Source organism: Streptomyces sp. P9-A2 (assembly GCF_036634175.1).
GTDB lineage: Bacteria > Actinomycetota > Actinomycetes > Streptomycetales > Streptomycetaceae > Streptomyces > Streptomyces pratens.
Genome location: NZ_JAZIFX010000002.1, coordinates 77275 through 102337 on the forward strand (window position 1 = coordinate 77275; position 25063 = coordinate 102337).

23 protein-coding genes and 2 pseudogenes are annotated in these 25063 nt (G+C 68.9%); 11 read left to right on the forward strand and 14 right to left on the reverse strand.

What is annotated here, in order from left to right; all coding sequences use genetic code 11:
• Nucleotides 1-128: 128 nt before the first annotated feature.
• Both V4Y04_RS37465 and V4Y04_RS37470 read right to left on the reverse strand, forming a co-directional pair.
• Nucleotides 129-692: a hypothetical protein gene (locus V4Y04_RS37465; protein WP_332433228.1), complete on the reverse strand. Its 564-nt coding sequence runs from the start codon at nt 690-692 to the stop codon at nt 129-131.
• A 159-nt stretch (nt 693-851) separates the two neighbouring features.
• Nucleotides 852-1361: pseudogene (locus tag V4Y04_RS37470) on the reverse strand (telomere-associated protein Tap); the annotation flags it as partial.
• Nucleotides 1362-1422: 61 nt separating this feature from the next.
• Between V4Y04_RS37470 and V4Y04_RS37475 the strand changes: the two are divergent.
• Nucleotides 1423-2142: an IS6 family transposase gene (locus V4Y04_RS37475; protein WP_443080228.1), complete on the forward strand. Its 720-nt coding sequence runs from the start codon at nt 1423-1425 to the stop codon at nt 2140-2142.
• 128 nt (nt 2143-2270) lie between these two features.
• Here the strand turns inward: V4Y04_RS37475 and V4Y04_RS37480 are convergent, their stop codons facing one another.
• The 4 genes from V4Y04_RS37480 to V4Y04_RS37495 all read right to left on the reverse strand — a co-directional run bounded on the left by V4Y04_RS37480 (nt 2271) and on the right by V4Y04_RS37495 (nt 6883).
• Nucleotides 2271-4025, reverse strand: a complete 1755-nt coding sequence (locus V4Y04_RS37480) for a lysyl oxidase family protein (RefSeq protein ID WP_332433208.1) — start codon at nt 4023-4025, stop codon at nt 2271-2273.
• Nucleotides 4026-4396: 371 nt separating this feature from the next.
• Nucleotides 4397-4573: a hypothetical protein gene (locus V4Y04_RS37485; RefSeq protein WP_443080229.1), complete on the reverse strand. Its 177-nt coding sequence runs from the start codon at nt 4571-4573 to the stop codon at nt 4397-4399.
• Between the two features lie 206 nt (nt 4574-4779).
• Complete coding sequence (locus tag V4Y04_RS37490) at nt 4780-6039, reverse strand: hypothetical protein (RefSeq protein ID WP_332433209.1); 1260 nt, start codon at nt 6037-6039, stop codon at nt 4780-4782.
• A gap of 1 nt (nt 6040) precedes the next feature.
• Complete coding sequence (locus V4Y04_RS37495) at nt 6041-6883, reverse strand: alpha/beta fold hydrolase (protein WP_332433210.1); 843 nt, start codon at nt 6881-6883, stop codon at nt 6041-6043.
• 264 nt (nt 6884-7147) lie between these two features.
• Here V4Y04_RS37495 and V4Y04_RS37500 point away from each other — a divergent pair, with 264 nt between their 5' ends.
• Nucleotides 7148-8932, forward strand: a complete 1785-nt coding sequence (locus V4Y04_RS37500; protein WP_332433229.1) for an AMP-binding protein — start codon at nt 7148-7150, stop codon at nt 8930-8932.
• A 132-nt stretch (nt 8933-9064) separates the two neighbouring features.
• On the opposite strand, the gene V4Y04_RS37505 is transcribed toward V4Y04_RS37500, so the two are convergent.
• Nucleotides 9065-9892: an HARBI1 family protein gene (locus tag V4Y04_RS37505; RefSeq protein ID WP_332433211.1), complete on the reverse strand. Its 828-nt coding sequence runs from the start codon at nt 9890-9892 to the stop codon at nt 9065-9067.
• Nucleotides 9893-10046: 154 nt separating this feature from the next.
• Here V4Y04_RS37505 and V4Y04_RS37510 point away from each other — a divergent pair.
• Nucleotides 10047-11299, forward strand: a protein-coding gene (locus V4Y04_RS37510; protein WP_332433212.1) for an IS3 family transposase whose coding sequence is annotated in 2 segments (ribosomal slippage) — nt 10047-10329 and nt 10329-11299 — 1254 coding nt in all. Because the reading frame shifts where the segments join, the coding sequence is not laid out codon by codon here.
• 280 nt (nt 11300-11579) lie between these two features.
• Here V4Y04_RS37510 and V4Y04_RS37515 read toward each other — a convergent pair.
• Complete coding sequence (locus tag V4Y04_RS37515) at nt 11580-12173, reverse strand: isochorismatase family protein (RefSeq protein ID WP_332433213.1); 594 nt, start codon at nt 12171-12173, stop codon at nt 11580-11582.
• A 562-nt stretch (nt 12174-12735) separates the two neighbouring features.
• Here V4Y04_RS37515 and V4Y04_RS37520 point away from each other — a divergent pair.
• The 7 genes and pseudogenes from V4Y04_RS37520 to V4Y04_RS37550 all read left to right on the forward strand — a co-directional run bounded on the left by V4Y04_RS37520 (nt 12736) and on the right by V4Y04_RS37550 (nt 17648).
• Nucleotides 12736-13056: a peptidase inhibitor family I36 protein gene (locus V4Y04_RS37520; protein WP_332433214.1), complete on the forward strand. Its 321-nt coding sequence runs from the start codon at nt 12736-12738 to the stop codon at nt 13054-13056.
• A 237-nt stretch (nt 13057-13293) separates the two neighbouring features.
• Nucleotides 13294-13473, forward strand: a pseudogene (locus V4Y04_RS37525) (transposase domain-containing protein); the annotation flags it as partial.
• A 244-nt stretch (nt 13474-13717) separates the two neighbouring features.
• Nucleotides 13718-14560, forward strand: a complete 843-nt coding sequence (locus tag V4Y04_RS37530; protein ID WP_332433215.1) for a transposase — start codon at nt 13718-13720, stop codon at nt 14558-14560.
• Between the two features lie 283 nt (nt 14561-14843).
• Nucleotides 14844-15941, forward strand: a complete 1098-nt coding sequence (locus tag V4Y04_RS37535) for an integrase core domain-containing protein (RefSeq protein WP_332433216.1) — start codon at nt 14844-14846, stop codon at nt 15939-15941.
• A gap of 9 nt (nt 15942-15950) precedes the next feature.
• Complete coding sequence (locus V4Y04_RS37540) at nt 15951-16277, forward strand: alpha/beta hydrolase (RefSeq protein WP_332433217.1); 327 nt, start codon at nt 15951-15953, stop codon at nt 16275-16277.
• A 274-nt stretch (nt 16278-16551) separates the two neighbouring features.
• Nucleotides 16552-17310: an IS6 family transposase gene (locus V4Y04_RS37545; RefSeq protein WP_332433218.1), complete on the forward strand. Its 759-nt coding sequence runs from the start codon at nt 16552-16554 to the stop codon at nt 17308-17310.
• Nucleotides 17311-17414: 104 nt separating this feature from the next.
• Nucleotides 17415-17648: a hypothetical protein gene (locus tag V4Y04_RS37550; RefSeq protein ID WP_332433219.1), complete on the forward strand. Its 234-nt coding sequence runs from the start codon at nt 17415-17417 to the stop codon at nt 17646-17648.
• 36 nt (nt 17649-17684) lie between these two features.
• Here V4Y04_RS37550 and V4Y04_RS37555 read toward each other — a convergent pair whose 3' ends face one another.
• The 6 genes from V4Y04_RS37555 to V4Y04_RS37580 all read right to left on the reverse strand — a co-directional run bounded on the left by V4Y04_RS37555 (nt 17685) and on the right by V4Y04_RS37580 (nt 23401).
• Nucleotides 17685-18260, reverse strand: a complete 576-nt coding sequence (locus V4Y04_RS37555) for a hypothetical protein (protein ID WP_332433220.1) — start codon at nt 18258-18260, stop codon at nt 17685-17687.
• A gap of 29 nt (nt 18261-18289) precedes the next feature.
• Entirely contained in the window at nt 18290-19039 is a 750-nt protein-coding gene (locus V4Y04_RS37560) for an SDR family NAD(P)-dependent oxidoreductase (protein ID WP_332433221.1), read from the reverse strand.
• A gap of 118 nt (nt 19040-19157) precedes the next feature.
• Complete coding sequence (locus tag V4Y04_RS37565) at nt 19158-19961, reverse strand: SDR family NAD(P)-dependent oxidoreductase (protein WP_332433222.1); 804 nt, start codon at nt 19959-19961, stop codon at nt 19158-19160.
• A 73-nt stretch (nt 19962-20034) separates the two neighbouring features.
• A complete protein-coding gene (locus V4Y04_RS37570) occupies nt 20035-21423 on the reverse strand; it encodes an MFS transporter (RefSeq protein ID WP_332433223.1) in 1389 nt (462 codons plus the stop codon).
• Entirely contained in the window at nt 21420-22313 is an 894-nt protein-coding gene (locus V4Y04_RS37575) for a polysaccharide deacetylase family protein (protein WP_332433224.1), read from the reverse strand. Before V4Y04_RS37575 ends, V4Y04_RS37570 begins: the two co-directional genes overlap by 4 nt.
• Nucleotides 22314-22399: 86 nt before the next feature.
• A complete protein-coding gene (locus V4Y04_RS37580) occupies nt 22400-23401 on the reverse strand; it encodes an asparaginase (protein ID WP_332433225.1) in 1002 nt (333 codons plus the stop codon).
• 239 nt (nt 23402-23640) lie between these two features.
• Here V4Y04_RS37580 and V4Y04_RS37585 point away from each other — a divergent pair, with 239 nt between their 5' ends.
• Nucleotides 23641-24744, forward strand: a complete 1104-nt coding sequence (locus V4Y04_RS37585) for a LacI family DNA-binding transcriptional regulator (RefSeq protein WP_332433226.1) — start codon at nt 23641-23643, stop codon at nt 24742-24744.
• Nucleotides 24745-25063 lie beyond the last annotated feature (319 nt).

Here is a 25063-nt window from a genome sequence, read left to right on the forward strand (position 1 = left end):
AAAATCCTGATCACGCGTTGGTCCGGGCGTGAATCCTCGCGTCGACGACGCTATGCCCTATGCGGCACCGTTCGAATCGCCAGGCCGTTGTGGTGCCGATCGGTATCACGGCTCGGTGTTTGTGCTAGTCAGCACCGGTAGGCGGAGCGGGCTCGCTCCCACATGCCGTGCAGCTGCTCGGCAGGACGCTGCTGTTCGCCGTGGAGAGCGTTGAGCACGACCAGGCATCCGGTCAGCGCCGGCACCGCCCACTGGGCCCAGGCCAGCTGACGCCGCGCCTGGTCGAGGTCGACGGGGTGCCGGGCCGTCTTCTCGTGCTCCTCAGAATCCTGGGAGGAGGCCAGTTCGATCTTCTTGCCGAGGACGCGGGCGTAGGCGGTGGCGGCCAGGGCCGCGGCGGTGACGCCGGTCTTGGCCATGGTGGAGGCGGCCACGCCCTGCTGCGTGGCGACCCGGTGGGCGTTCACGGCCAGCAACCCACCGCCGCCGAACAGGTGCGCGCCGATGGCGGCGGCGTTGACCGGTGCCCACTTCGCCCAGCCCGACGATGCGATGCGTGCACTGGTCTCGTCGGTTCCGCCTTCGCCTCTGGCCGCGCCGTTGAGGCCGACCGCGCCCATGAGTGAGCCGCCGAACCAGGCTGCCAGACCTACATCGTGCAGGCTGCGGATCCAGGTATTGCGTCCGGACATGACGGTGCTCCTTCGGAAAACGACAGAGGGGGTCGGCCGACTGCAACATCGATCACCACTCCACCCTCGCCGGATCCTGCTCTGCCCGCCATCACGGCTCACCCGGACGTGCGGTCTCTGCCGGAGACGGTCCGCAGTCGCGGTCCAGCTTCTGGGGGGCGCTGCGCGGATGTCCGGCCGCCAGGTGGGCCGCTTCAGGGCCCGCCACGGCTCACCGGGCCGCCAGCCCTCCCCCCGCGGGCGCTCGCGCAGCTTGCCCAGGCCGCCCTTCACCGTCGCCTTGATCGCCGAGACGACGATCGCCAGCTGAGGGTCGCGGCTCTTGTAGCCGTCCATCGCGGCGAGGAAGTCCGCCGGCGCGAGGTCGGCGTCGACGCCGAGGTCGGCCATCGTGGCGAGGTAGGCGTCGCGCAGCCGGTGGTACCAGCCGTCCAGGTAGCGGCCGTTGTCATAGCGCACGTAGGCCTCGATCGGGCGCACCTCGTAGCCCAGCTCCACCGCGTAGGCGACGGTGGGTGTCGCGTACCAGGCCGGGCCCCCGGGCCGCTCACCCCCGGGCGTGAACGGGCTGGGCAGCAGGCCGCCGTCCAGCTCCGCCCACTTGTCCTTGCCGGCCTTCACCCGGGACAGGTCGACGTGGGACAGGTCGACCAGCCACGAGCCGGGCACTGTCACGTTGGCTGACCGGGTGGGATGATCTTCGGGTTGATCATGGTGGAGGGGGTTGTCCGTGGGCAGTACGCCGCCGTCGTACAAGGGGCACCGGTACCCGGTCGAGGTGATCTCCCACTGCGTGTGGCTGTACTTCCGCTTCCCGTTGTCATTCCGTGAGGTGGAGGAGCTGATGCTGCAGCGCGGCGTCATCGTGTCCTACGAGACGATCCGCCGGTGGTGTCTGAAGTTCGGACAGTCCTACGCCAACGCGCTGCGCCGCCGACGTCCCCGCCCCGGTGACAAGTGGCACCTGGACGAGGTCTTCGTGAAGATCAACGGGGTGCGGCACTACCTGTGGCGCGCGGTCGACCAGGACGGCAACGTGCTGGACATCCTCGTCCAGAACCGGCGCAACAAGGCCGCGGCCAGGCGCTTCTTCCGCAGGCTGCTGAAGACGACCCGCGCAGTGCCCCGGGTGCTGGTCACCGACAAGTTCCGCTCCTACGGCGCGGCCCACCGCGAGGTCATGCCCTCGGTCGAGCACCGCTCGCACAAGGGCCTGAACAACCGGGCAGAGAACAGTCATCAGCCGACGAGGCAGCGCGAAGGCGCCATGAAGGGCTTCCGCAGCGTCGGCGGAGCCCAGAGATTCCTGGCCGCGTTCAGCGGCATCTCACCCCACTTCCGGCCCCGCCGGCACCGGATGACCGCCCCCGCCCACCGCACCGAGATGACCGTCCGCTTCGTGATCTGGGACCAGATCACCGGCGCCACCGCCCCGCTCACCGCAGCGTGACCCAGGCCCCCGCCCGACCTGATGCGCCCTGAACCGATCAACACCCCACCAACGTGACAACGCCCGCGTCAGCAATTCTTCTGTCGCTTCGCCAGCCATTGGGTCAGGCTCGACGCCTCGACGTGTGGTCAGTTCTCGTTGACCAGATCGTGTGCCGGTACGGTCACCGTCCGTTTACCTGGCTTGCCACCGAGCACGATCTTCCGCAGAGCGCTGTTGTTGTCGACGTTGGTCTCCTTCAGCCGCTTCTCCGGGTTGGCCAGCACCTGGATGTAGTACGTGCCGTTGGGCACATCTGTGATGTCGAAGGACTGGCCCGGCAGGTCCTGTGAGTACGTGTCACCGGAGCCGACGTCCAACACCTCCCGGACGGAGATCGAGTTCTCCGCACCGCAGGCGGTGGCCAGATCAGTGTTGAACGGATGCCAGTTGGCGTTCTTCACCGTGTAGTCGATCGCGTCGGTGTTCGCGAGGCAGAAAGCCTCCTTGCCGCTGCGCACGGCCTCCTTCTTGTTCGCTTTCAGCAGCCGGTAGCTGGCGAAGTCCGTGAAGTGCCAGTGCATATGGCCCGGACGCGGGTCCCATTCCATGGTGCCGGTCGGGGTGTAGCCGACCTGCTTGCCCTTGGCGTCGTAGAAGTACTGGTAGGCGTCCATCTTGGCCTTGCCGGGCGACCGGAAGCCGTCCACCACCAGCTGCGCCGGACCGGCGTTCCACACGTTGGCGCTGAAGGCCAGATAGTCCTTGCCGGGGATGTCCTTCTCGCCGTCGCTGACGACGATGCCGTAGGCCGGCAGCGAGCGCAGGTCGGGCTTGGGGACGTCCGGGACGGAGGGCTTGCCGGCGGGCCGCTTCGACAGCGGCTGAAGCGCCGGTGCCTTGCGCGAGCCGTCGGTCTGGCCGCCCGTGTCGCCGACCCGCATCGAGCGCGCGGCCTGCTGCTTCTTCAGCGCCCACGGCAGGGTGGGTGGCGCCGCCTTCAGCGGCCCGTGGCCCACGTTGTACGAGGGGCCCGCGCCGCTCGTGACCGGCGCGGCGGCTTGGGCGGGCGTCGGGGCGTGTCCCGGCCCGTGGCCCGTATGCGCGGTCGGCGCCGGGTGGGCGGCTCCGTGACCTGCGTGCTCGCCCGAGGCGGAGGACCGGGACGCCGGCCCGGTGGCGCTCTGCTCGTCCTCGTAGCTCCGCTCCTGCACCGTCACCTTGACTGTGGCCGGCTTGTTGGCGATGCCGAACAGGTCACGGTACTTCTTGGCGACCCCGACCTTGGCGGTGTAGGTGCCGGCTGCCAGCATGGCCGGCTCGGTGTAGGAACCCGCGTAGGTGTTGGCCGCCCAGCCCTTCTCGACACCCCATACCGAACCGAGGGTGAACGGATTGGTGGGGCAGCTCTCCGGATACTTCGAGGTGGCGGGCGCGTCGGGTCGCACCCGGCCGCTGGCGTTGTTCGGGCAGAAGTCCTCGCTACGGCTGAGGACCTTCTTGCCCGCCTTGTCCGTGACCGTGATCTCCGCGAAGTCCCGCAGTCCGGAGAAGTCCTTCACTGTGCCCTTGGGCAGCACCTTGGCCTTGGCCTTGCCGCCCTCGTACACGGTCTGGGTGATGGTTACCGGGTCCTTGTAGGACTTCCGGGTCACCTTCAGCTCCAGCGGCCTCCCCTCGGCGGTGAGGTAGGTACCGAGGTCGAGGTAGACGCCCGGCTCCTCCTTCCAAGAGGTGAGCGTGATCGACGTGGTCGCGGCGATGAGGCTCAGCTTGGGCCCTGTCGCTGCTTTCGCCGGCTCCGCAGTGGCGGCCACGAGCCCCGCCGTCACGGCCATGGCGGCGACAGCCGTGGTGCCGGCGAGCAGCGGACGCCGCGGCCGGATGTTGCGCGTTCTGGTCATCGATCCCTCGTCCTTCGGATGCTGTGGAAAGGAAGCAGGCGGTCGGCGGCTCGGCTTGTCGGCCAGGCCAGGAAAGCCGCCGCGCAGGCAGAGTGACGGGCACTTGTCGTGCCCGCGCTGTGAGAGGAACGGACCGGACGCTCGGTTGTCCGGAAGGTGGAAAGCCATGGGATGTTGGCCGGATCGTTCTATTGCAGACGAAATCAGGCCGAAGTTTCGGGTGCGGTCAACCCGGTGGCGAGCCCTTTGACAGAAACTGCCCGATGGCCCAGGTCAAGGCGGGGCAGGTACATGGCCAGCACTGTCACGGAAGAACTGGCCGCCCTGCGCGACCCGTTGCCCGAGCCGGGCACCGTCACCCCCGAGGACTGCTACGACGACGCTTCCGCGGGCTCGTAGCACACCGGCCCCTTGAGCTGCCGGCGCAGCACCGCGTTCTCGTACCGCAGCACGAGCAGCTCCGCGTCCTTGGTCGTGTCGCGGCGCAGGAGCACCGTCGGGACGGACAGCAGCTTTCGGGTCATCTTGTACAGCGACGGCACGATCACTCGTACATGATCCCAACCGCCCCTGAAGGTGCCCGAGATGCGTCCTCACTTGCAGCGATGGACAAACGAGCCCCACAGGGTCGTCCCGGCGTGGCCTGGGTCAGGAAGCGGGCGTAGCCGTGCGGTCGGCGCGAGCCGGCAGCATTGGGGAAGGCAGGCCGAATGCGTGAGAGGGGGTCGGAGCCCTGGGCTGGGTCTTCTCCACATCACGTAACGTGCGGCATGCCCAGGATCTCGGTCATCACCGAGTGGGTCGGGATGCCGTACAGCAGTTTCCCGAGTTCCTCGATGCCGTGTTGTCGTTGCGGTGGGGTGAGAGTGAGGTACTGCTCGATGCGTTCGTTGAATGTCTGCCGATACTTCGCGTAAAGTTCCTGGTTCTCCCGGATACGGTCGGCCAGCTCGACCAGGGCGGCGGTCCCGGCGAAGTCGTCCTCCGGCAGCGGGTGACATGGAACCACATCCGTGAACCGGCCCCCGGAACGGCCGAACAATGTGCCGTCCAGTGCCCGCATGGTGAAGACATGGGCGTAGTGCTGCTCGTGGATCGCCAGGGGAAGCCGCCCCAGGGTGATCGATTCGTGGAGTGCCGTGAGCCCGGGTGCCATCAGGTAGTCCGCGGTGGTCGCCGCCACCTGGAGCAATTCACGCTGGCGCAGGAGACGGCACTCGGCCCGGCCGCCCGCGGCCCGGATGGTCTGTTCCCGGCCCTCGCCGAACGGGCCGCCGCAGACGAGTACGCGACGGAATCGGGGCCAGTCACGCAGCAGATCCGGAATCCACCGGTGAAGCAGGCGTAGGTAGTCGTTGTTGACGTCGAAGTCCAGGAGGAAGTTCTTGAACCCGCCGATGTTGATCAACAGGTCGTGTTCCGGCTCGGCGGTGCGCACGACGTCCCGCAGGCCTTCGACGTCGACGATCGAGCCGGTCACATGTATTCGGGGCCCCTCACCGAGGGCGGCGAAGCCGGCTGCGCGCTCGGTGACGCCGGGGAAGTTCTGCACGACACTGTGTGTGGCGAGCAGGTGAGCCGCGACAATCCGCTCGTGCGGTGAAAGGCCTGACAGGTGCTGGTCGGCGGCCGCGAAGCGGGAACGTGGCATGGCGGTGCACAAGTCGCGGATCTCGGTCAGCGGTTGCGTCATCTGCCAGAAACTGAACAGGCTGTCCACCATGGTCACGGTCCGCCGTGCCACGACGGACCGGAGCACCAACTCGGCGTCCATGACCGAGACCACGTGATCGCTGCTCCGCAGCAGGTCGTCGATCATTGCAGATCTGGCGTTCTCCGACAGCCCGCTGATGTCGTACGTGGCGTCGAAGGCGTCGGGGTTGCGCCGGGCGAAGACAGCAGCGACGCCGTCCCCGACGAACACCCGCTCGTGCTCATGAAGCGGCCGGGAGACCGCGACGAGTTCGGAGACCGGACCGAAGCCGCAGTTCTGCGCCCCCATCACGATCCGCACGTCACTGCCCTCCGCCGGTGCTTCCCCGCCGGGCGTGCACCGCATCGACCGCGGGGGTGAGCACCTCGACGAGCCGTTCGGCGAAGTCGGCGGGGTACCTCGCGTAGCCGACGTGCCCGCCGGGGAAGAGTTCCACGTCGCGGCCGAGCCGGCCGGCGAGGGCGAGCGTCGGGCGGTGCACCAGGTCCTCGCGTGAGGCATGGCCACCGGCCCACACGACTTTGTCCGCCACTTCCTCCAGCGCGGCGAGGTCGGGTGTGAAGCGCGCGAACGGCCGGAGGAAGTGGGTCAGGAAGAAGTTGGTGTTGTCGTGCACTTCGGGGAGGGCCGGTGCGGGGCGGCCGCCGTGGAGGGCCTGCAGTTTGGTGAGGGCCGGCGCCATGCCCTCACGGAGATGGGTCCCGCAGATGTCGTCGAGGAGTGCCAAGTGCTGGTCGGCGTCCGGAAGGATGCTCAGAACAGGCGGCTCGTGGGCGACGACCAGCCGGACATCGTCCGGGTGGCGGATGGTGAGTTCCAGCGCGGTGAGCCCGCCCGAGCAGCTTCCGAAGACGTACACGGGTTCGTCCGGGTCGGTGAGGTGCTCGATCAGGTGGTAGGCGTCGTCGGCGTGCTCCTCGACCCTCTGGTCCACCGGGGGGCCGTCGAGCACGCTGCGTGAGTTCCCGCGCGGATCGTAGGTGACGACGCGGTGGCTGTCGGCCAGGACGTCGGCCAGGCGTTTGAACACCGCCGCGTCGGAGTTTCCTCCCCCGATGAGGAGCAGGAAAGGCCCTTCACCTCGTACCTCGAAGTAGATCTTGGCGCCCGGTACTGCAAGCGTCCCGCTGTTCAATGGGTTCATCACACTCCAGAGGCTCGATCAGTGTGATGCCACAGCGTCGCACGGTGAATACGGACAGTGCAGGGCGCGCGGGGGTGCGGCTGCTGACTTCGTGGATGCACCGTGGCCGCGTGCACCTCCCGCTGCTCCCGTGCGCCGGTCTCACGGTCAGACGCACTGGGCATACCGGTCGCATTGGCCGGTTCTCGCCACGTGACCTCAGGCAAGGAGGCCCGGTTGACGGGCATCGAAGAAGTGCGAAAAATCCTTCGTGATTTGGGAATCGTGGAAGAGCTGCTGCGCCAGGACGCGCAGCTGCGCGCGCACCTCGGGCTCGATTCCGTCGACCTCACGCAGATCCAGCTGGCCCTGACCGAGCGCTTCGACACCCGCGTCGATCTCTGGACAGAGCACGACTTCACCGTGCGGCAACTCGCCGACGTCATCGGCGACCGCCGGCCCGGTGCGGGGGCCTGCGGAGAGTACCGGGACCGCGGCTGGTGGCGTCCAGAGTTCCTGGACGACATCGTTCTGAGCACCCGCGTGCACGCGGGGCACCGGGCGGCAGTGGTCGACGCCGAGCACACCTTCACCAGGGCCGGGCTCGACGCGGCGGTGTCCGGCTGCGCCGCCCGGCTGGCGCACACGGGCATCCGGCCCGGCGACACCGTACTCGTGCAACTGCCCAACCAGGCCCGGATCCTGATCCTCACACTCGCGCTGGTCAGGCTCGGTGCGCGCCCGGTTCTCGCCCTTCCCGCCCTGCGCGAGCACGAACTCGAGACGGTGATCACCGCCTTGGCGCCGACCGCGCTGGCCGTACCAGCCCGGCATCAGCGCTTCGACCACCTGCGGCTCGCCGAGAAGCTCCGTGAGCGGCACCCGTCGGTGCGCACCCTGCTCGTCTCGGATGCCGGCGACCGGGCTGTCGGCCATGTGGACATCGACCGTCTCCTCGAGGCCGGTGACCCGCCTCCCGCCCATCCGGGCCGGCATCCCTCGGACACCGCCCTCTTCCTGCTGTCGAGTGGAACCACGGGCGCCCCCAAAGCCATCGCCCGAACCCATGAGGCGATCGGCCACATGACCCGTTGCGCGGCAGCGGTCTCGGGGCTGACACCCGAATCCGTGTTCCTCGCCGTCCTGCCGGTGACACACGGTTTCACCTTCGCCTCTCCAGGAGTGCTCGGCACGCTCGCCTGCGGCGGAAAGGTCGTACTCTCCGACCCGAACGATGCGGCCGCCGCCATGTCGCTGATCGAGCAAGAACGCGTCACCCACTGTGCGCTCACCCCCGCGCTCGCACGGCAGTGGCTTCTCGCCCGCGCCGCCTCCAGCGGTCCTGACCTGTCGAGCCTGCAAGTCCTGCAGGTCGGCGGGGCGCGCCTGGACGAATCCACGGCCGCCCAACTGAGCCGTGCCTTCGACTGCCGAATCCAGCAGGTGTACGGCATGAGTGAAGGACTGCTGAACTTCACCCGGCTCGATGATCCGCCCGAGGTGGCGTTCACCACGCAGGGACGTCCCTCCTCGCCCGGTGACGAGATCCTCGTGGTGGACGGTGAGGGCCGGCCCGTCGCCGACGGCGAGATGGGCGAACTTCTCGTCAGGGGGCCGGGTGTCATCACGGAGTACCACGATGGCGCGGCAGCCGCGTCATTCACTCCCGACGGCTTCTACCGCACCGGCGACCTCGTCCGTCGCCACGCGTCCGGGAACCTTGTGGTCGCCGGGCGGGTCAAGGACGTGATCAACCGGGGAGGAGAGAAGATCCCGGCGGACGAACTGGAGGCATTGGTACTGGCGCACCCCGGTGTGCGGGCCGCCGCAGCCGTCGCTATGCCCCATCGTGTACTGGGTGAGGCCGTGTGCCTGTACGTCGTGGGCGGTGACGAGGGAGCACCGTCCCTGCCGGAACTCCGCGGGTATCTGGAGGGCAGCGGACTGGCCCGGTTCAAGCTGCCCGAACGGCTCGTCGGGGTTCCGGCACTCCCCCTGACCGCCGTCGGCAAGACGGACAAGGCACAGCTGCGCCAGGACATCGTGGCCCGGCTGGGGACTGAGGGCTGACGTGGCCCTGGCCGGTGCCGTTGCCGAGGACACAAGACAGTACAGCCGTCGCTGAACCGTTCCGGCTCAAATGGAGGCTCGATTTCATGAATGAGTCTTTGCCAGTAACGGATCATGACGTTGCGTGATCGTTCAGATGGTGCGGTCGTACTCGAGCTGGAGCAGGACGAGGGCTGCGGCGGCGATCTGTGTGATCCGGCTGGGGTCGAGGCTGACCCTGCGCAGGGCCTTGAAGGTGGTCTTGAGCAGGGAGTTGGCGCGCTCGCAGACGCCGTGGATACCGCGGATGACCTTGTTGTAGGTCTGCTGGGCCGCGGTCAGCTCGCCGCCCGCGGGCTTCTTGTGCGGGTGGCGGAAGCCGTCGCCGGCGTTCTGGTAGCCGAGGTCGACCAGGGTCGGCATGTCCAGTTCGGCGGCGATGCGACCCAGGGCGTCGATCAGGCCGTGGCGGCGGGCGCAGGTGGTGTCGTGCTCGCGGCCGGGCCGGACCGGTGAGACCCAGATCGGCCAGCCGTCCGGGGTGGCGATGACCTGCACGTTTCCTCCGTGGTGCTTGTGCTTCCCGGACCACCACAGGTCCGCGCCGTTGGGGCCGGGGGCGGCGACGCGGTCGGTGCGGATGACGGTGCCGTCGAGGTTGAGATGCGTCAGCCCGGCCGCCTTCGCGCGCTCCAGCGCGGTCGCGAGATCCGGCGCCCCGGCGGACAGCACGGTCAGTCCTTCATGGAGGTAGCGGTAGGCGGTGGAGGTCGACAGTCCGTTGTCGCAGGCGAGTTGGGACAGGCGGGTGCCGTCGGTGAACCAGCGCAGGATGAGCACCGCCTGCTTGAAGCAGCCCAGTGCACGCCGTCCCTTGCGGGTCCTGGCCGCGATCCGGTGGTCGTGCAGCAGTCGGGCCAGGTGCTCGGCGGTGGACCGCTTCACATCGAGTACGGCGGTGTATGTGACACTGGTCGGCACGTAAGGCCCCTCGGTCGGATCTTTCTGTCGCAAGATCGTTCCTACCAGGGGCCTTACGCCTGCCCGGACTTGGGGATGCCACGGGCCGCAGTGCCGGCATCGCGATCACAGCGAGCAACCACCGCTTACCGGGAAGGGCTCAATGGATCGAGTCATGGCACGACCCTCCCGTTACCCCCTTGAGCTCCGCCGTCGTGCGGTGCGCATGGTCGCCGAGGTGCGCGGCGACCACCCGAACGAGACGGCCGCTCTGCAGGCGGTCACCGACAAGCTCGGCATCGGGTCCCGCGAGACGCTGCGGAACTGGGTGAAGCAGCACGAGATCGACGCGGGGACGCGTCCGGGGACGGCTACGGAGGAGTCCGCCCAGCTCAAGGCATTGAAGAAGGAGAACGCCGAGCTGAAGCGGGCGAATGAGATCCTGAAGGCGGCGGCGAGTTTCTTCGCGGCCGAGCTCGACCGGCCACACACACGCTCGTAGCGTTCATCGACGAGCACCGGGACCGCTTCGGCGGCGTCGAGCCGATCTGCAGAACCCTCACCGAGCACGACTGCAAGATCGCCCCTTCCACCTATTACGCCCACAAGAAACGCCTGGCAGCCCCGTCCGCCCGTACCGTGCGGGACGCGGAACTCAAGGAGCTGATCCGCCAGGTCCACACCGACAACTACCGTGTCTACGGGGCCCGGAAGATCTGGCGGGAGCTGAACCGGCAGGGTCACACGGTGGCCCGCTGCACCGTCGAACGGCTGATGCGCGAGCTGGGCATCGCCGGCGCCGTCCGCGGCAAGAGGGTGGTCACCACGATTCCGGACCAGCAGGCCGAGCGGGCACCGGACCGGGTGGACCGCGACTTCGTCGCCGGCGCGCCGAATCGCTGCTGGGTCGCGGATTTCACGCACGTGGCCACCTGGGCCGGAGTGGTCTACGTCGCCTTCGTCGTGGACACCTTCTCCCGCCGGATCGTCGGCTGGTCCGCCGCGACATCGAAGGAGACCCGGCTCGTCCTGGACGCCCTGGAGATGGCACTGTGGCAGCGCGACCGCGATGAACACCCCCACGTTCGCGGCGAGTTGATACATCACAGCGACGTGGGCAGCCAGTACACCAGTTTCCGGCTGGCCGAGCACCTGGACGCGGCCGGCATCGCGGCCTCGATCGGCTCTGTCGGAGATGCGTACGACAACGCCCTGATGGAGAGCACGATCGGCCTGTTCAAAACCGAATTGATCAAGCCGCAGCGGCCCTGGAAGACCCTCTCCCAGGTCGAGCTGGCCACCGCCGAGTGGATCGACTGGTACTGCCACCGACGACTGCACGGTGAGATAGGCCACGTCCCACCCGTCGAGTACGAGACCAACTACTACACGGAACTCACAAAACCCCAGGTCACAACCACAATCTGAGGTCTCTACCGAACCCGGGGCGATTCAACATCAATAGTTCTCATGTCATGTCTGACAGCAACCCCGCATCTCTCATACATCTAGCGGGCCACGGAGCCATCTCAAATGACATCGGAATGAGGATCACCTATGACAGGGAAGCAAGAGTCAGCACCAGCTCGCCAAGCAGTAGAAGCAACACAGAGTTGAGAGACGTCCGGGACGCCAACGGCTCAGCGCACGCTTCACCACGCGTGCCCCTCAACCGCCGACGGATGATCCCGGAACACCGGTGCCAGGACTATTTCGGTACCGGTGGCTTGCCGGAAACCGCAACGCCGGCCCGGCGGAAGTCGTTCAGGGCGGCAGCTGTCGTGTCCGGGGCCACCCCGACCGAGTAGTCGAGGCGTACGCGTGTACGAAAGCCTGCCGCGACGGCGTCCAGGGCGGTCGCGCGTACACAGTGGTCCGTCGCGATGCCCACCACATCGACGCCCTTGACCCCGCGGGCGCGCAGCCAGTCCGCCAGGGACGTTCCCTCCGCGTCCGCGCCTTCGAAGCCGCTCTTGGAGGCGCTGTGGGCGCCCTTGAAGAAAACGGCGTGCACCTTGCCGTCCGTGACGACGGGTGCGAAATGGGGATGGAAATCGCTTCCTTCGCCTCCTGCCACGCAGTGGACGGGGAAGCTGTCCCGGAAGTCCGGGGTCTGGGAGAAATGGCCGCCCGGATCGATGTGATGATCCCGGGTGGCCACCACGTACCGGTAGTCACGCCCCGCACTGCGCTCCACCAGGTCCGCGATCGCCGAGGCGATCCGCGCCCCACCCTTAACGGGAACGTTGCCCCCTTCGCAGAAGTCGTTCTGCACATCCACCACGATCAAGCCCCGGCTCATCACGACCACCTCTCAGCACGGTGGAACACGGGAGTGACCACTGCGGCTGTCCCTTACCGATGCTGGGCGATCACAGCAGGAAGCGCCCGACCGGCTACGCCGAACGGGTGACCTTGTGCCGGGCACCACTGGGCACCGGTCCGGCAACCGGAACGGGGCAACCTGCGCCCCACCCTCAACGGCGCCCTGTCCCCTGCTCGGTACACGGCGCGGAGTCCACATCTGCACGACGTACGGTTCGAAAGGGGCACCGGGCCGCGATGAGTGAGCGGGGTACAGGACGTTCAGGACTTCCCCGGGGGTACGGCGTCGGTGCTCTGGGCGCGGGCGGTCAGCACCTCGCGCAGAATGCTGTCGGGCGTGCGTGCCCTGCGCAGCAGCGCTCACAGGTGCGCCGGCCCGCAGCCCTGCGGAGGCCGGGCCTTCCACCGATCGGCCTCAATTCTCCTTCCTCTCTTCCGGATTGTTGCCTGGCCGACATGCGCTTTGGGCTGCTTTCCACTGAGATGGGGAGCGGCACCGCCTGCCACCAGGCCGGCGGGCCGGAAGAAGGGAACGGGTTATGACGACTCAAGGAACAAGGCTGCCTGCCGGCGTGGTCATGATCGAGGACAGCGAGTGCCCTCCGGCGACGTTGGGGCTGTGGAAGCACTACGGGCGCAAGGGCCCCGCCTACGGCATCGGCGCCGGGTACACGGTGTCCCTCAGTGAGCTGCCCGCGGACGGCGGCAGCATGACGAAGAACGTGTCCTCATGGGTCAATAAGACCCAAAGTGACGCGAAGCTGGTCAGCAGCAAGGGCACCCGGATCCTCAAGGCCGGCGAGTCCATGGAAGAGCCCGCCGGCCACAACGACACTGTCGAACGGGTCGAGTGGGTCTAAAGACCAAGGCCGTGAAGTTACGGCTCCGGGGACGTTGGCAAGTGCGCTCTGATCTGCGGCGGCTTCGGACGTGAGAAGCGGAGCCCCGGTAGAACTGGCAGTCGACCAAGACAGCCGTTCACAGCACCGGAGGCTCCGCTGTCCGATCAGTGTGTCATCACGCGTGAAATCACGGTAGCCAAGGGCCTGTTCGCCCCCGGGCACCTGGGAGAACTCACCCAGATCGTCCCGTTCGAGATGGTCGATGCGGTCCTCACCGAGACCGGTGCCGTCCAGCAACGGCTGCGGAAGATCCCGGCCCGGGTGGTGGTCTACCTGCTGCTGGCCGCAGCCCTGTTCGAGGACTGCGGCTACCTGGCCGTCTGGCGCAAGCTCACCGCCGCGCTGGAGGCGATACCGGTCGCGAAGGTCACCGGCACGGCACTCTGGGACGCCCGGACCCGTCTCGGGGTCCGCCCCATGCGGGCCCTGTTCGACCTGTTGCGCGGGCCGGCCACGGCGATCCGGACCGTCGGCGCCCGTTTCAAGGGCTTGCTGACCGTCGCGATCGACGGCACCTGCCTCCGACGTCCCCGACAGCCCGCTGCACCGAGCCCGCCTGGGCAAGAGCACCAACCAGTACGCGACCTCCGGCTACCCGCAGATCTGCCTGACCGCGCTGGTGGCCTGCGGCACCCGCGCGGTCCTGGACGCCGCCTTCGGCCCCCGCTCCAGCGGCGAGACCGTCTACGGCAAGCGACTGACACGCTCCCTCCACGCCGGAATGATCGTCCTGCTGGACCGGGGCTTCTCCAGCAACACGTTCCTGGCTGCCGTCGCCGCCACCGAGGCCGCCTTCCTGGCGCGCGTCTCGGCCGCCCGCAAACCCCCGGTCCTGGCCCGCTTCGACGACGGCTCCCACCTCTCCCGCTTCGGCGGCGTCGAGGTCCGCATCATCGAGTGCGAGATCACCATCACCACCAGCCAGGGCCGTCAGACCGGGCTCTACCGCCTGGCCACCAACCTCCTTGACCCCCACCGATACCCGGCATCCGACCTGGTCAGCCTGTATCACGAGCGATGGGAAGTGGAGTCCGCCTACTTCGCGATCAAGAAGTCGATGCTGGGCCGACGGGTCCTGCGCTCGAAGACCTGGGCCGGCATCGCCCAGGAGGTCTACGCACTGCTGAGTGCCTACCAGGTCCTGCGGATCGCGATCGCCGACGCCACCGAGACCACACCCGGAGCGGATCCGGACCGGGGCAGTTTCAGCGTCGCGCTCCGATGCGCCCGCGATCAGATCGTTCAGGCCGCGGGCATCATCGCCGACACCGTGATCGACCTCGTCGGAACGATCGGCCGAGCCGTCCTGGACCAGCTCATGCCCGCCCGCCGCCTCCGCGTCAGCCCCCGCGCAGTGAAACGACCCCTGTCCCGATACGCGTACAAGAGCCTCAAGGTCGACCGACGCACCTACACGGCCACCCTCAGCATCAACATCTTGACGCCGACGATCAGTCCGTAACTTCACGGCCTTGGTCTAAAGACACCGACCACACCCCCGACCACCGCAGGCCACGCCACCACGCAGACCGGTCCACAGATGGCGCAACCGTAGGCGCGCCCCTTGTCGCGTCCCGGCCCCTGGGCGGCGTGCGGCGCCCTGGCGGTGCCTCATGCCGCCCAGGGAGCCTACCCTTGCCGAATACCTCATCCATGCAGGTGGGAGCGGGTTTGGGTGTCGGCCAGTGGTTGCCCGAGTAGGCGCTCTCGCGCGGTTGGCGGTGGTTGCGGCATGATGATCGGTCGTGCTGCTGAGACTGGCGTACCTGGGTATGACGAACACGTTCGCGATGCTGCGGCTGCTGCCGATGAGCGGCCGCGAGAAGGATGTAGAAATCCTGGCCCTGCGCCATCAGATTGCGCTCCTGGAGCGGCAGCTGAACGGGCAGCGGGTCCGATTCCACGCGAGCGACCGGGCGTTCCTGGCGGCGTTGCTCCAGGGCCTGCCGCGGAAGGTTCTGCGCGGGATGCGGCTGTTGGTGCGGCCGGACACGCTGCTGCGATGGCACCGTAACCTCATCGCCGGCCGGCACGCCGCCCGGTCCCGGCCGAAGCGCGGGGGCCGGCCGCGCACCGTGCGCTCGATCCGAAGGCTGGTGCTGCGCCTGGCCAGGGAAAATCCAAGTTGGGGCTATCGGCGCGTGCATGGTGAGCTGCTCGCGCTCGGGGTGAAGGTGGCGGCATCCACGGTCTGGGAGATCTTGAAGGAGGCCGGAATCGACCCGGCACCCGCATGCGCTTGCAGCACGTGGGCGGACTTCCTGCGCTCCTCGGCCGACGCCCTACTGGCCTGCGACTTCTTCGAGACGGTCACCCTGTCAGGGGCACGGTTGTACGTGTTCGCCGCGATCGAGCACGCGAACCGGCGGATCCGGATCCTGGGCGCGACCGCGCATCCGACCGCGTCCTGGGTGGTCCAGGCGGCGAGGAATCTTGTCATGGACCTCGAGGACGCCGACTGCCGGGCGCGCTATCTGATCAGGGACCGGGACGGGAAGTTCCCGCGGTTGTTCGACAAGGTGTTCCAGGACGAGGACATCGAGGTCGTGCTCAGCGGCGTCCGGATGCCGAGAATGAACTCGATCATGGAGCGGTGGGCGCAGACCTGCCGGCGAGAACTGCTGGACCGCGTGTTGATCTGGGATCAGCATCACCTCCTGTACGCCCTGCGCGAGTTCGAGACGTTCTACAACGAGCACAGGCCGCACCAGGGCCTTGCGAACGCCCGCCCCCTCCACCCGCTGCCCGCTCCGATCGAGGACCCGGACCGGATCGCCCGTCTGGACATACGACGGCGGGCGCGGCTTGGCGGCACCCTCCACGAGTACCAACATGCGGCCTGACCAGCATGGATGAGGTATTCGGCAAACGCAACGTTCGGGGTCCGCCCCGAGCTGCTCGTGGACACGTTCCTGCAGGACTGCGACCCCGAGGTCCAGGCGCAGGCGGCGGACCACCTCGCCCGGCAGAGCGTGCAGGTGACCGGGCAGCCGGTCGGGGCGGCCGCATGGCAGCAGTTGTCCTCAACGTACCTCGTCTGCGCTCAGGACCGGGGCACCCCACCGCGGCTGCAGCGCGAGTTCGCCCGCCGGGCCGGCAGCGTCGTCGAGCTCGACGCCGGCCACCACCCGTTCCTGTCCCAGCCTGCAGCGGTCCGGGACCTGCTGCTGAGCCTGTGACGGCAGCCGCGCACGAGCCGGGCCGGCGGTCCGAGGGCCAAGAGGCCGTCATTGCAGAGCGTTGCGATCGTCACTTTGAGCTACTTGTCACTTCGCCGTAGCTTCGGGAGTACAGGGCCGAGATCCCCGCGGGTTCAGGGAAACCGAGGACTATTCAGCGCGAACCCACGGGTCCAGCGGTGTGCTTCAGGTCTGTGCATCCGTGGGTTCAGGTGAAATCACGAGAGTGCTGAGCGAGCCGGAGGGCGTTGTCACGTTAGCGGACCGACCTGAGATGATCTTGGAGTTGGTCGTGCCGGGGAGGGGTTCGCTCGTGTCGTCCGCGCCGCCGTCGTACAAGGGGCACCGGTACCCGGTCGAGGTGATAGCGCACTGCGTGTGGCTGTACTTCCGTTTCCCGCTGTCGTTCCGTGAGGTGGAGGAGCTGATGCTGCAGCGCGGCGTGCTCGTCTCCCACGAGACCGTCCGGCGTTGGTGTGCGAAGTTCGGGCAGGCCTACGCCAACGGCCTGCGCCGGAGGCGGCCCCGGCCCGGCGGCAAATGGCATCTGGACGAGGTCTTCATCAAGATCAACGGGGAACGGAAGTACCTGTGGCGGGCCGTCGACGCCGACGGCAACGTGCTGGATATCCTCGTGCAGGACCGCCGGGACACCGCCGCGGCCCGGTGCTTCTTCCGCCGCCTGATGAAGAAGACGTGTTCGGCGCCGAGGGTGGTCGTCACGGACAAGCTGCGCTCCTACGGCGCCGCCCACCGCGAGGTCATGCCCTCCGTCGAGCACCGCTGTCACAAGGGCCTGAACAACCGGGCGGAGAACAGTCATCAGCCGACGAGGCAGCGCGAGCGCGCCATGAAGGGCTTCCGCTCCGTCGGCGCAGCCCAGCGGTTCCTGGCCGCGTTCAGCGGCATCTCACCGCACTTCCGGCCCCGGCGGCACCTGATGACCGCCACCGAATACCGCACCGAGATGACCACCCGCTTCGCCGTCTGGAACCAGATCACCGGCTTCGCCGGCCCGCCTGCCGCGGCCTGACCCGAAACTTCCGCCCGGCCCCACCACACCCGGCACACCGTCAGGCACTCACACACCCAACAACGTGACAGCGCCGTTCTCACGCGTTGGGGTCGGCAACGCTGATGTGCCCCACCCAGGACGGGGTCGGGATCGCGTTCGACGGCCAGGTCGCCCAGGGCGGCAATGCCCGCAGCCTGCCCGTTGTCGATGACCGGCAGGCGGCGCAGTGCCTTGCCGTGCATCAGCTGCACCGCGCGGTCGACGTCGTCCTCAAAAGGGAGTACGTGGCCTGGTCGTTGCGGGCGGTGGACGAGAAGGCCGGGCGGTTTCGCCCGATGCCGTCCGGGGTCTGCTGAAAGGCGCGCGGCGGCCGAAGTGTCCGGCCCGCATGTTCACGCCCGTCGACGCGGGCGGCGTCCGCCGAACTTCTCCAGGTGCCGGGCCGCCATGGAAGCGCCGGCGCCGCTGACCACAGCTGTCGCTTCGGGCGGCGGGCCGTCCCCGGAATCGGTCACGACGGTGGCCCGTACAGCGCCGGAGTCGATGGTCACCAGCAGGGTGCGCGCTCCGCCGGGGTCGGGCAGGGTGATCTCCAGTGAGGTGTCCGGTTCGGACCTGGCCACGGCGGCGAACCAGACGGCGGCCGTGGCCAGGTCCCAGCCGCCGGGTGCCTCGACGGACACGGTGGTGGTGTCCGCGCCCCGCAGTGGCCGCCAGTCCTTGGGGCGGGCACCGCGCTCCCCGGCCGCACGCCACAGCGTGTCCAGGTCCGCCGCGTGCGTGGTGCGGCCGACCCGGTCGCTGAGCAGGTATCCCGCGGACAGCCAGGACCGGACTTGCAGTCCGGACCCGCCGTCCAGGAGCCGGTCGGTGCTCGCCGCTCGGGCGGCGAGCACCGACCGGGTGGGCGGGGCCAGGATGTCCTCCCAGCGGGGTAGGGAACGTCCCGTGCCACAGGCTCCGCACATCGTGGTTCCCTCTCCTCCCTCTCAGTGCCTCACGGCATGACGTCGCCGCTGTTGGGGCCGAGAGTCTGCCCCACGTACAGGTTGCCGCCCGGATCACTGGCCAGCAGTACGGCGGTGGGGGCGACCTCCGCCGGGACCCCGAACCGGCCGAGGGGCAGTTCGGCCTGCTTGGCCTTCTTCCAGTCCGCGCTGATGCCGTCCACCAGCGGGGTGAACACCGGGCCGGGCGCGATCGCGTTGACCAGCACGCCGCTCGGGCCCACCTCCCTGGCCAGCGCCTTGGTCAGGCCGATGACGCCGGCCTTGGCGGCCGAGTAGTGGACCAGTCCCTCGCCGCCCTTGATGCCCAGTTGACTGGCGATGTTGATGACCCGCCCGCTGCCGCGGGCGACCATGTGGGGAACCGTCCACCGGCAGCACAGGAAGACGCTGCGGAGGTCGATCGCGATCATCTGGTCCCAGGTCTCGACGTCCATGTCGACCAGGGGCACCTCGGTCAGGATCCCCGCGGAGTTGACCAGGATGTCGGGCACGCCCAGTGCGGACACGCAACTCTCCACCATCTGGCGGGTCTGCTCCGCGTTGGCCACATCGACGACCGCGGTGGCCACCTCCGTGCCCTGTGCCGTGTAGCGCTCGGCCAGGGCGGTGAGCCGGTCGGCGTCGCGGTCGGCCAGGAAGAGCCGCGCGCCCTCGGCCGCGTACGCGTCGGCGATCGCCGACCCGATGCCGCTCGCCGCGCCCGTCACCAGCGCGACCTGTTGTTGGAGGACTCCCATGCCGTTCGCCTTTCTCGCCGCGGCGCTGTCCGCTGCCGCTCTGTTCACTGCTGCCTGATGTGCTGCCGGTCGGTCTTTCGCCGCTCGGTTCTTCGCCGCTCGGATTGTCGCCGCTCGGTCACTCCGGCCATCGGACCGTGAGGCCACCGTCCACGATCAGCTCCTGGCCGGTGATGTACGCGGCGTCGTCGCTGGTGAGGAAGCGGATCGCACGGGCCACCTCGTCGGCGTGGCCCACCCGGCCCGCCGGGATGCTCCGGCCGGCCCGCTCCAGCCCGGCCGGGCCCAGGGAGTTGGTCTCATCGAGCGACTGCGGGGTCTCGATCAGTCCGGGGATGACGGTGTTGACCCGGATGCCGCGCGGGGCGAGTTCGGTCGCGAGCGACCGGCACAGCCCCAGCACCCCGCTCTTGGCGGCGGCGTAGTGGGCGTGGTCGTCCCAGCCGTACACCCCGCCGGCGATGGAGGAGACCGCCACCATGGAGCCGGGGCCGGACATCACGGCGGCGGCCGAGCGGAAGGTGCGCAGTACGCCGGTCAGATCGACCGAGAGCATGTCGTTCCAGGCGTCGTCGTCGAGCTGTGCCAGGGCGGCCCGGCGCAGCACACCGGCCCCGGCGACGGCGATGTCCAGCCGTCCGTACGTCTCGACGGCCGCCCGGGCGAGGGCGTCGACCTGCCCGCTGTCCCGGACGTCGACCGCGACCGCGGTGCAGCGGCCACCGGCGGCCTCGACCAGCCGGACCGTCTCGTCGGCGCTGTGCGGGTCCTTGGGGTAGAAGCCGACGACGCTGTCGGCCCCGGCACGGGCGTACGCCACGGCCAGAGCGCGGCCGATGCCGCTCGCGCCGCCGGTGATGACGGCGACCTTGCCGGCCAGCCCGTCGTCGCGAACCGGTGTGGTGGGTTCGTTGGAAGACATGTCCTGCCTTTCATGGGCTACCCGGCGCGTGGCGGGGCACGCCACGCGCCGGGTAGGAGAGGGGAGGGACGGCTCAGTGTGCCGCGGCCAGGGGTGCGGGCTCGTCGTCCTCGTCCTGGCTGACCTTGTGGGCGCCGAGCATCAGCACGCCGGAGATGAACATCCCCAGGGCGCCCGCGACGAACGCGGCGGTGGTGGCGTTCGCACCGAGGCCGATGATCGCGCTGAGCAGCGCCGAGCCGACGATCGCGCCCACCGGTCCCATCACGTGGGCGGTGTTGGAGCCGATGCCCCGGACCCGGGCCGGGAACGACTCACCCATGTAGAACACCATGGCGGAGTACGGGCCGAGGAGGAAGAAGAGCCCCAGGGCGTACATCGGGATGACGTACGCGGCGCTGTCCGGACCGAAGAGCATCGCCGTCATCACGACGCCGCCGATGGTCCAGCCGACGATGATGGTCGTCCGCCGGCCGATCCGGTCACCGAGGTACCCGTGGAAGAGGTAGCCGAGGAAGCCGGCCATGTTGGCCAGGATCAGCACGACCAGCGCGCTGGAGAACGAGACGCCCTTGCCGTCGGTGAGGATGGTGGTGCCCAGCACCGAGAAGACCTGGATGCCCATCCAGTTGAACAGCCACGCTCCGGACAGGCACAGGGTGTGCCGACGCAGGTCCGGGGCGAAGAGCTGGCGCAGACCGGACTCGTTGTCCCGGCTGATGTCGAGGTCGTACAGCTTTGCCAGCTGGGCCGCCTCGGCGTCGCGTCCGTCCTTGCGCAGTTCCCGCGTCCGCTTGAGGGCGACGAAGGAGGGCGACTCACGGAGCCTGGACCCGGCGATGAGGATGACGATGACCGGGAAGGTGGCGAGGAGGAAGATCCAGCGCCAGCTCATGACCGGCAGCAGCACGGCGGCGAACGCCGCCGCCAGAAGGGCGCCGACCGGCCAGCCGCTCTGCACGAGGCTGAACATGAAGCCGCGTCGCCGGCTCTTGCCGTACATCTCGTTGAGGTAGACGCCGTTGACGACCTCCTCGGAGTAGCCGAGGCCGGAGATGGCCCGGACTCCGATCAGCGAGGCGGCGCCGCCGACCAGCGCGGTGAGGCCGGAGGAGAGCGCCGCGCCCGCCGTGGTGACGATCAGGCTCGGCTTGCGGCCCCAGCGGTCCAGCATCGGACCGACCAACAGCGAGACGACGAAGGTGCCGACGGTCACGCCGGTCGCGATCGCCGTGGCCTGCCCGGTGGTCCAGCCGAACGTCTCCGATATCTTCGGCAGCAGGGTGCCGAAGAGCACGAAGTCGTAGACGGAGAAGACCCAGGCCAGGAAACAGACCACGGTGGTGGTCGTGATGGTGCGCCGGCTGAGGGTCGGGGGGCCCTTGAGGAGGACCTCGTCCGAGGGCGCTCCGCTGCGCGGCCACTCGTTCTCGTGGGCTATGTCCTGCTGCACGGTGGTCATCTGCTGTCACCCTTCTGGCGCGGGTTGCGGGCGGCGAAGTCGTCCGCGATCTGGTCGAAGGTCACCCAGCGGACGCCTTCGTGGGAGTTGATGTGGTCGATGAGCCGCTCCAGCATCAGCAGCACCTGGGGGCGTCCGGCCACGTCGGGGTGGATGGTCATGGTGAAGGCCGCGTGGTCCATCTCCCGGTAGACCCAGTCGAACTGGTCGCGCCACATCTGCTCGATGTCACGGGGGCTGACGAAGCCGTGACTGTTCGGGCTGGCCTTGATGAACATCATCGGAGGCAGGTCGTCGAGGTACCAGTTGGCCGGGATCTCGATCAGGTCCGTCTCCTGGCCGCGCACCAGGGGTTTCATCCAGGTCTCGGCCGGTGCGCTGTAGTCGATCTTCGTCCAGGTGTCGCCGACCCGGACGTAGTACGGCTCGAAGTCCCGGTGCATCAGCGAGTGGTCGTACTTGATGCCCCGCTCCAGCAGGAGCTCGTTGGTGACGGGACTGAACTCCCACCAGGGCGCCACATAGCCGGTCGGACGGCGGCCGGAGCGGGTTTCGATCAGCTCGATGCAGTGGTCCAGGACCGCGGCCTCCTGCTCACGGTTCATGGCGATCGGGTTCTCGTGGCTGTAGCCGTGCACGCCGATCTCGTGGCCGGCGGCGACGCAGGCGTCGAACTCCTCCGGGAAGGTCTCGACGGAGTGACCGGGCCAGAAGAACGTCTGGGTCAGGCCGCGGCGTCGGAACAGCTCCAGCAGGCGGGGCACGCCGACTTCACCCGCGAACAGGCCGCGGGAGATGTCGTCGGGCGAGTCCTCGCCTCCGTAGGAACCGAGCCAGCCGCCGACTGCGTCGACGTCCACTCCGAAGCCGACGAGAATTTCCTTGGGCATCGACATCTCCTTTGATGACTGTGGTGCAGGTGGTGTGGATGTGTCAGTAAGTTGGTGTGGGGCGGGCGGTGGGTGGTCTGTGGTGATCAGGCTCCGGAGCCGGACAGTGGGTCCTCTCCGGCGAGCCAGGCGCGGACGAGTGCCTCCGGCGACCGGCCGGGGATGGCGCTCGCGACGGCCAGCAGCAGCCGGGCCTGCCAGGGGTTGAGGTCGCCGGCGAACACGGCGCCGACCCGTTGCAGTTCGGCTCCGCCCCCCGCGTAGAGGGGGGCGACCGGACCGGAGTGCACCCGTGAGCAGATGAGCACCGGGTGGCCCGCAGCCACCGCCTCGGCGACCGCCTCGACCAGCTCCGGCCCCGCGTTGCCCGCGCCGACCGCCTCCACCACGACTCCCGCGGCGCCGGCCGCCAGGCTGGACCGGATGAACAGCCCGTCCGCACCGGGGTAGACCGGCACCACGTCCACCCGGGGCAGCCGGGGGAGGTCGAGATCGAGGGGGAGCCGGGGACTGGGCCTCGGCTGCCACAGCGGTGTCACGAGCCGGTCCATCACGCGGAGCGCCGGTCCGCGCCCGGGCGCGGTGAAGGCATGCGCCGACATGGTGTCGCTCTTGCGGACCCCGCGGGCAGGGAACGCGAAGCCGTCGAAGACGAGCAGGGGGCCGTGCCCGCGGGCCGCGTCGGCTGCGGCGACGGCCAGGGCGTCGCCCAAGTTGGCCGGGCCGTCGGCAGCACGGTCGTCGAACGGGCGCTGCGCACCGGTCAGCACGATCGGCCGCGGGTCGTCGAATGCCAGATCGAACAGGAAGGCGGTCTCCTCCATCGTGTCGGTGCCGTGCGTCATCACCACTGCGTCGGCCCCCTCACGCAGGGCGCCACGCACCTCGCGGGCCAGCGCCAGCAGGTCCGCGGTGTCGAAGGCGTAGCTGCCCCGGGTGACGACGTCCCGCGCGCTCACCTCGGCGTCCGCCGGCAGTGGACCGACCGACGCGAGCAGTTCCTTCGCGAGCACGGTCGCCCGGCGGCCCTCCGCCCCGGCCCGGCTTGCAATGGTGCCGCCGGTGGCCACGACCTGGATTCGACGCATGAACCCTCTCTTCGCCTCTTCGCAAACGATTGCGGTGAGGCTACGCAAACGATTGCTCTTTGGTCAATGGTTGTTGGACACTCGTCTGGCCCGAGGGTCGGGAGTATGCGAGGCTCGGGAACACAACGACGGTAAACAGCTGTCGAATTCGAGCAGAACCGGCCAGGGCCCAACAGGACCCGAAAAGCCGAGCAGATTCGAGAAGAGGGGTAGCGGGAGTGCAACGCCAGGGAGCACGGGTGGGAACCGGTACACAGACCGGTCGTGCCCCGGTCACGCTCGCCCAGATAGCCCGGCAGGCGGGCGTCCACGTCTCCACGGTGTCACGGGCACTGAGCCTGGACGACGACGTGCGGGACGGAGTGGCCGCTGAGACCGCCACACTCATCCGAGGGCTGGCCGAGGAACTCGGCTACCAGCGGGACCCGGCCGGAGCGGCACTGCGCACCGGCCGCTCCCGGATGCTGGGTGTGCTCGTCCCGCGACTGACCGACATCGTGCTGGCCACCATCTACGAAGGGATCGACGCTGCCGCGTCGGCCGCGGGCTATCACACCGTCGTCGCCAACACCGGCGACGACCCCGAGATGCAGCAGCGCCGGGCGGACGCGCTGCTCGCCCGGCGCGTCGACGGTCTGGTGCTCGGCGACGCCCGCTCCGACTGTGATCTCGTGGCCGAGCTGGCCCGCCAGCGGATTCCACTGGTGCTGGTGTCACGCAGGCTGCCCGGCCGGGTGTCGGTGACCACCGACGACGCCCTCGGCGGACGGCTGGCCGCAGAGCATCTGCTGGGCCTCGGCCACCGGCGGGTCGCGGTGGTGGCCGGAGAGCCCTACGCCAGCACCGGTGTGGAGCGCACCCGGGGCTTCCTGGACGCCTTCACCGAGGCGGGCCTCCCTGTACCGAAGAGCCATGTCATCGGCTCCACCTTCGATGTGCCCGGTGGCCGCGCGGCCGCCGACCACCTGCTGGGCCTGTGCCCGCGTCCCACGGCCGTCTTCGCGGTCAACGACTTCGCGGCGATCGGCACGATGGCGGCCGTCCGGGACGCCGGCCTCACCGTCGGCCAGGACGTGGCGGTCGTCGGCTACAACGACGTCCCGCTCGCGGCAGCCCTCCCGGTACCACTGACCTCCGTACGCTCCCCGATGTACCGGATGGGCGAAGTGGCCGCCACCACCCTGGTGAACATGCTGAACGGCAAACCGGGCCGCTCCCGCCGCCTGCGCCCCACCCTGATGGCCCGCGCCTCGACCCTCGGCGACACACCACCCGGCCCGCCGAACCAGCCGATCGGCCCGCCGAAGCCGCTGGACAACTCCTCGGACAGACCATGCCGTTGAAGTGAGCCGGGCGTCCGCCCCGCGCACGGAAGTGATCCTCCGTCCTTGCTGCCGGGAGCCTGCCCCGAGAAGGAGTCGGGTTCTGTCGGGCCCACCGTGTGGCGCTGCCGGTCAGCCGCTGCCTCGTCGTCGAAACAGGGCGCCTGGTCCCGCCCGAAGCCGAAGGCACTGGTCCCTTGACGGCGAAGCACCCGTTCGGCGACGAGGCCGGCCAGAAGGGAAGTCCCGCCTGTACCGCACCGCCCCGCACACCGAGCGGACCCCGGCGACGGCCGGGGCGGCACGGGCACGTCGCCGACCCACACACGGCTGAACCGCC

Coding starts and splice junctions, on each gene's coding strand:
- V4Y04_RS37465 (WP_332433228.1), bottom strand. CDS start 692: ATGTCCGGACGCAATACCTGGATCCGCAGCCTGCACGATGTAGGTCTG.
- V4Y04_RS37480 (WP_332433208.1), bottom strand. CDS start 4,025: ATGACCAGAACGCGCAACATCCGGCCGCGGCGTCCGCTGCTCGCCGGC.
- V4Y04_RS37495 (WP_332433210.1), bottom strand. CDS start 6,883: ATGAACCCATTGAACAGCGGGACGCTTGCAGTACCGGGCGCCAAGATC.
- V4Y04_RS37515 (WP_332433213.1), bottom strand. CDS start 12,173: ATGAGCCGGGGCTTGATCGTGGTGGATGTGCAGAACGACTTCTGCGAA.
- V4Y04_RS37520 (WP_332433214.1), top strand. CDS start 12,736: ATGACGACTCAAGGAACAAGGCTGCCTGCCGGCGTGGTCATGATCGAG.
- V4Y04_RS37540 (WP_332433217.1), top strand. CDS start 15,951: ATGAGGTATTCGGCAAACGCAACGTTCGGGGTCCGCCCCGAGCTGCTC.
- V4Y04_RS37545 (WP_332433218.1), top strand. CDS start 16,552: ATGATCTTGGAGTTGGTCGTGCCGGGGAGGGGTTCGCTCGTGTCGTCC.
- V4Y04_RS37550 (WP_332433219.1), top strand. CDS start 17,415: ATGTGCCCCACCCAGGACGGGGTCGGGATCGCGTTCGACGGCCAGGTC.
- V4Y04_RS37555 (WP_332433220.1), bottom strand. CDS start 18,260: ATGTGCGGAGCCTGTGGCACGGGACGTTCCCTACCCCGCTGGGAGGAC.
- V4Y04_RS37560 (WP_332433221.1), bottom strand. CDS start 19,039: ATGGGAGTCCTCCAACAACAGGTCGCGCTGGTGACGGGCGCGGCGAGC.
- V4Y04_RS37565 (WP_332433222.1), bottom strand. CDS start 19,961: ATGTCTTCCAACGAACCCACCACACCGGTTCGCGACGACGGGCTGGCC.
- V4Y04_RS37570 (WP_332433223.1), bottom strand. CDS start 21,423: ATGACCACCGTGCAGCAGGACATAGCCCACGAGAACGAGTGGCCGCGC.
- V4Y04_RS37575 (WP_332433224.1), bottom strand. CDS start 22,313: ATGCCCAAGGAAATTCTCGTCGGCTTCGGAGTGGACGTCGACGCAGTC.
- V4Y04_RS37580 (WP_332433225.1), bottom strand. CDS start 23,401: ATGCGTCGAATCCAGGTCGTGGCCACCGGCGGCACCATTGCAAGCCGG.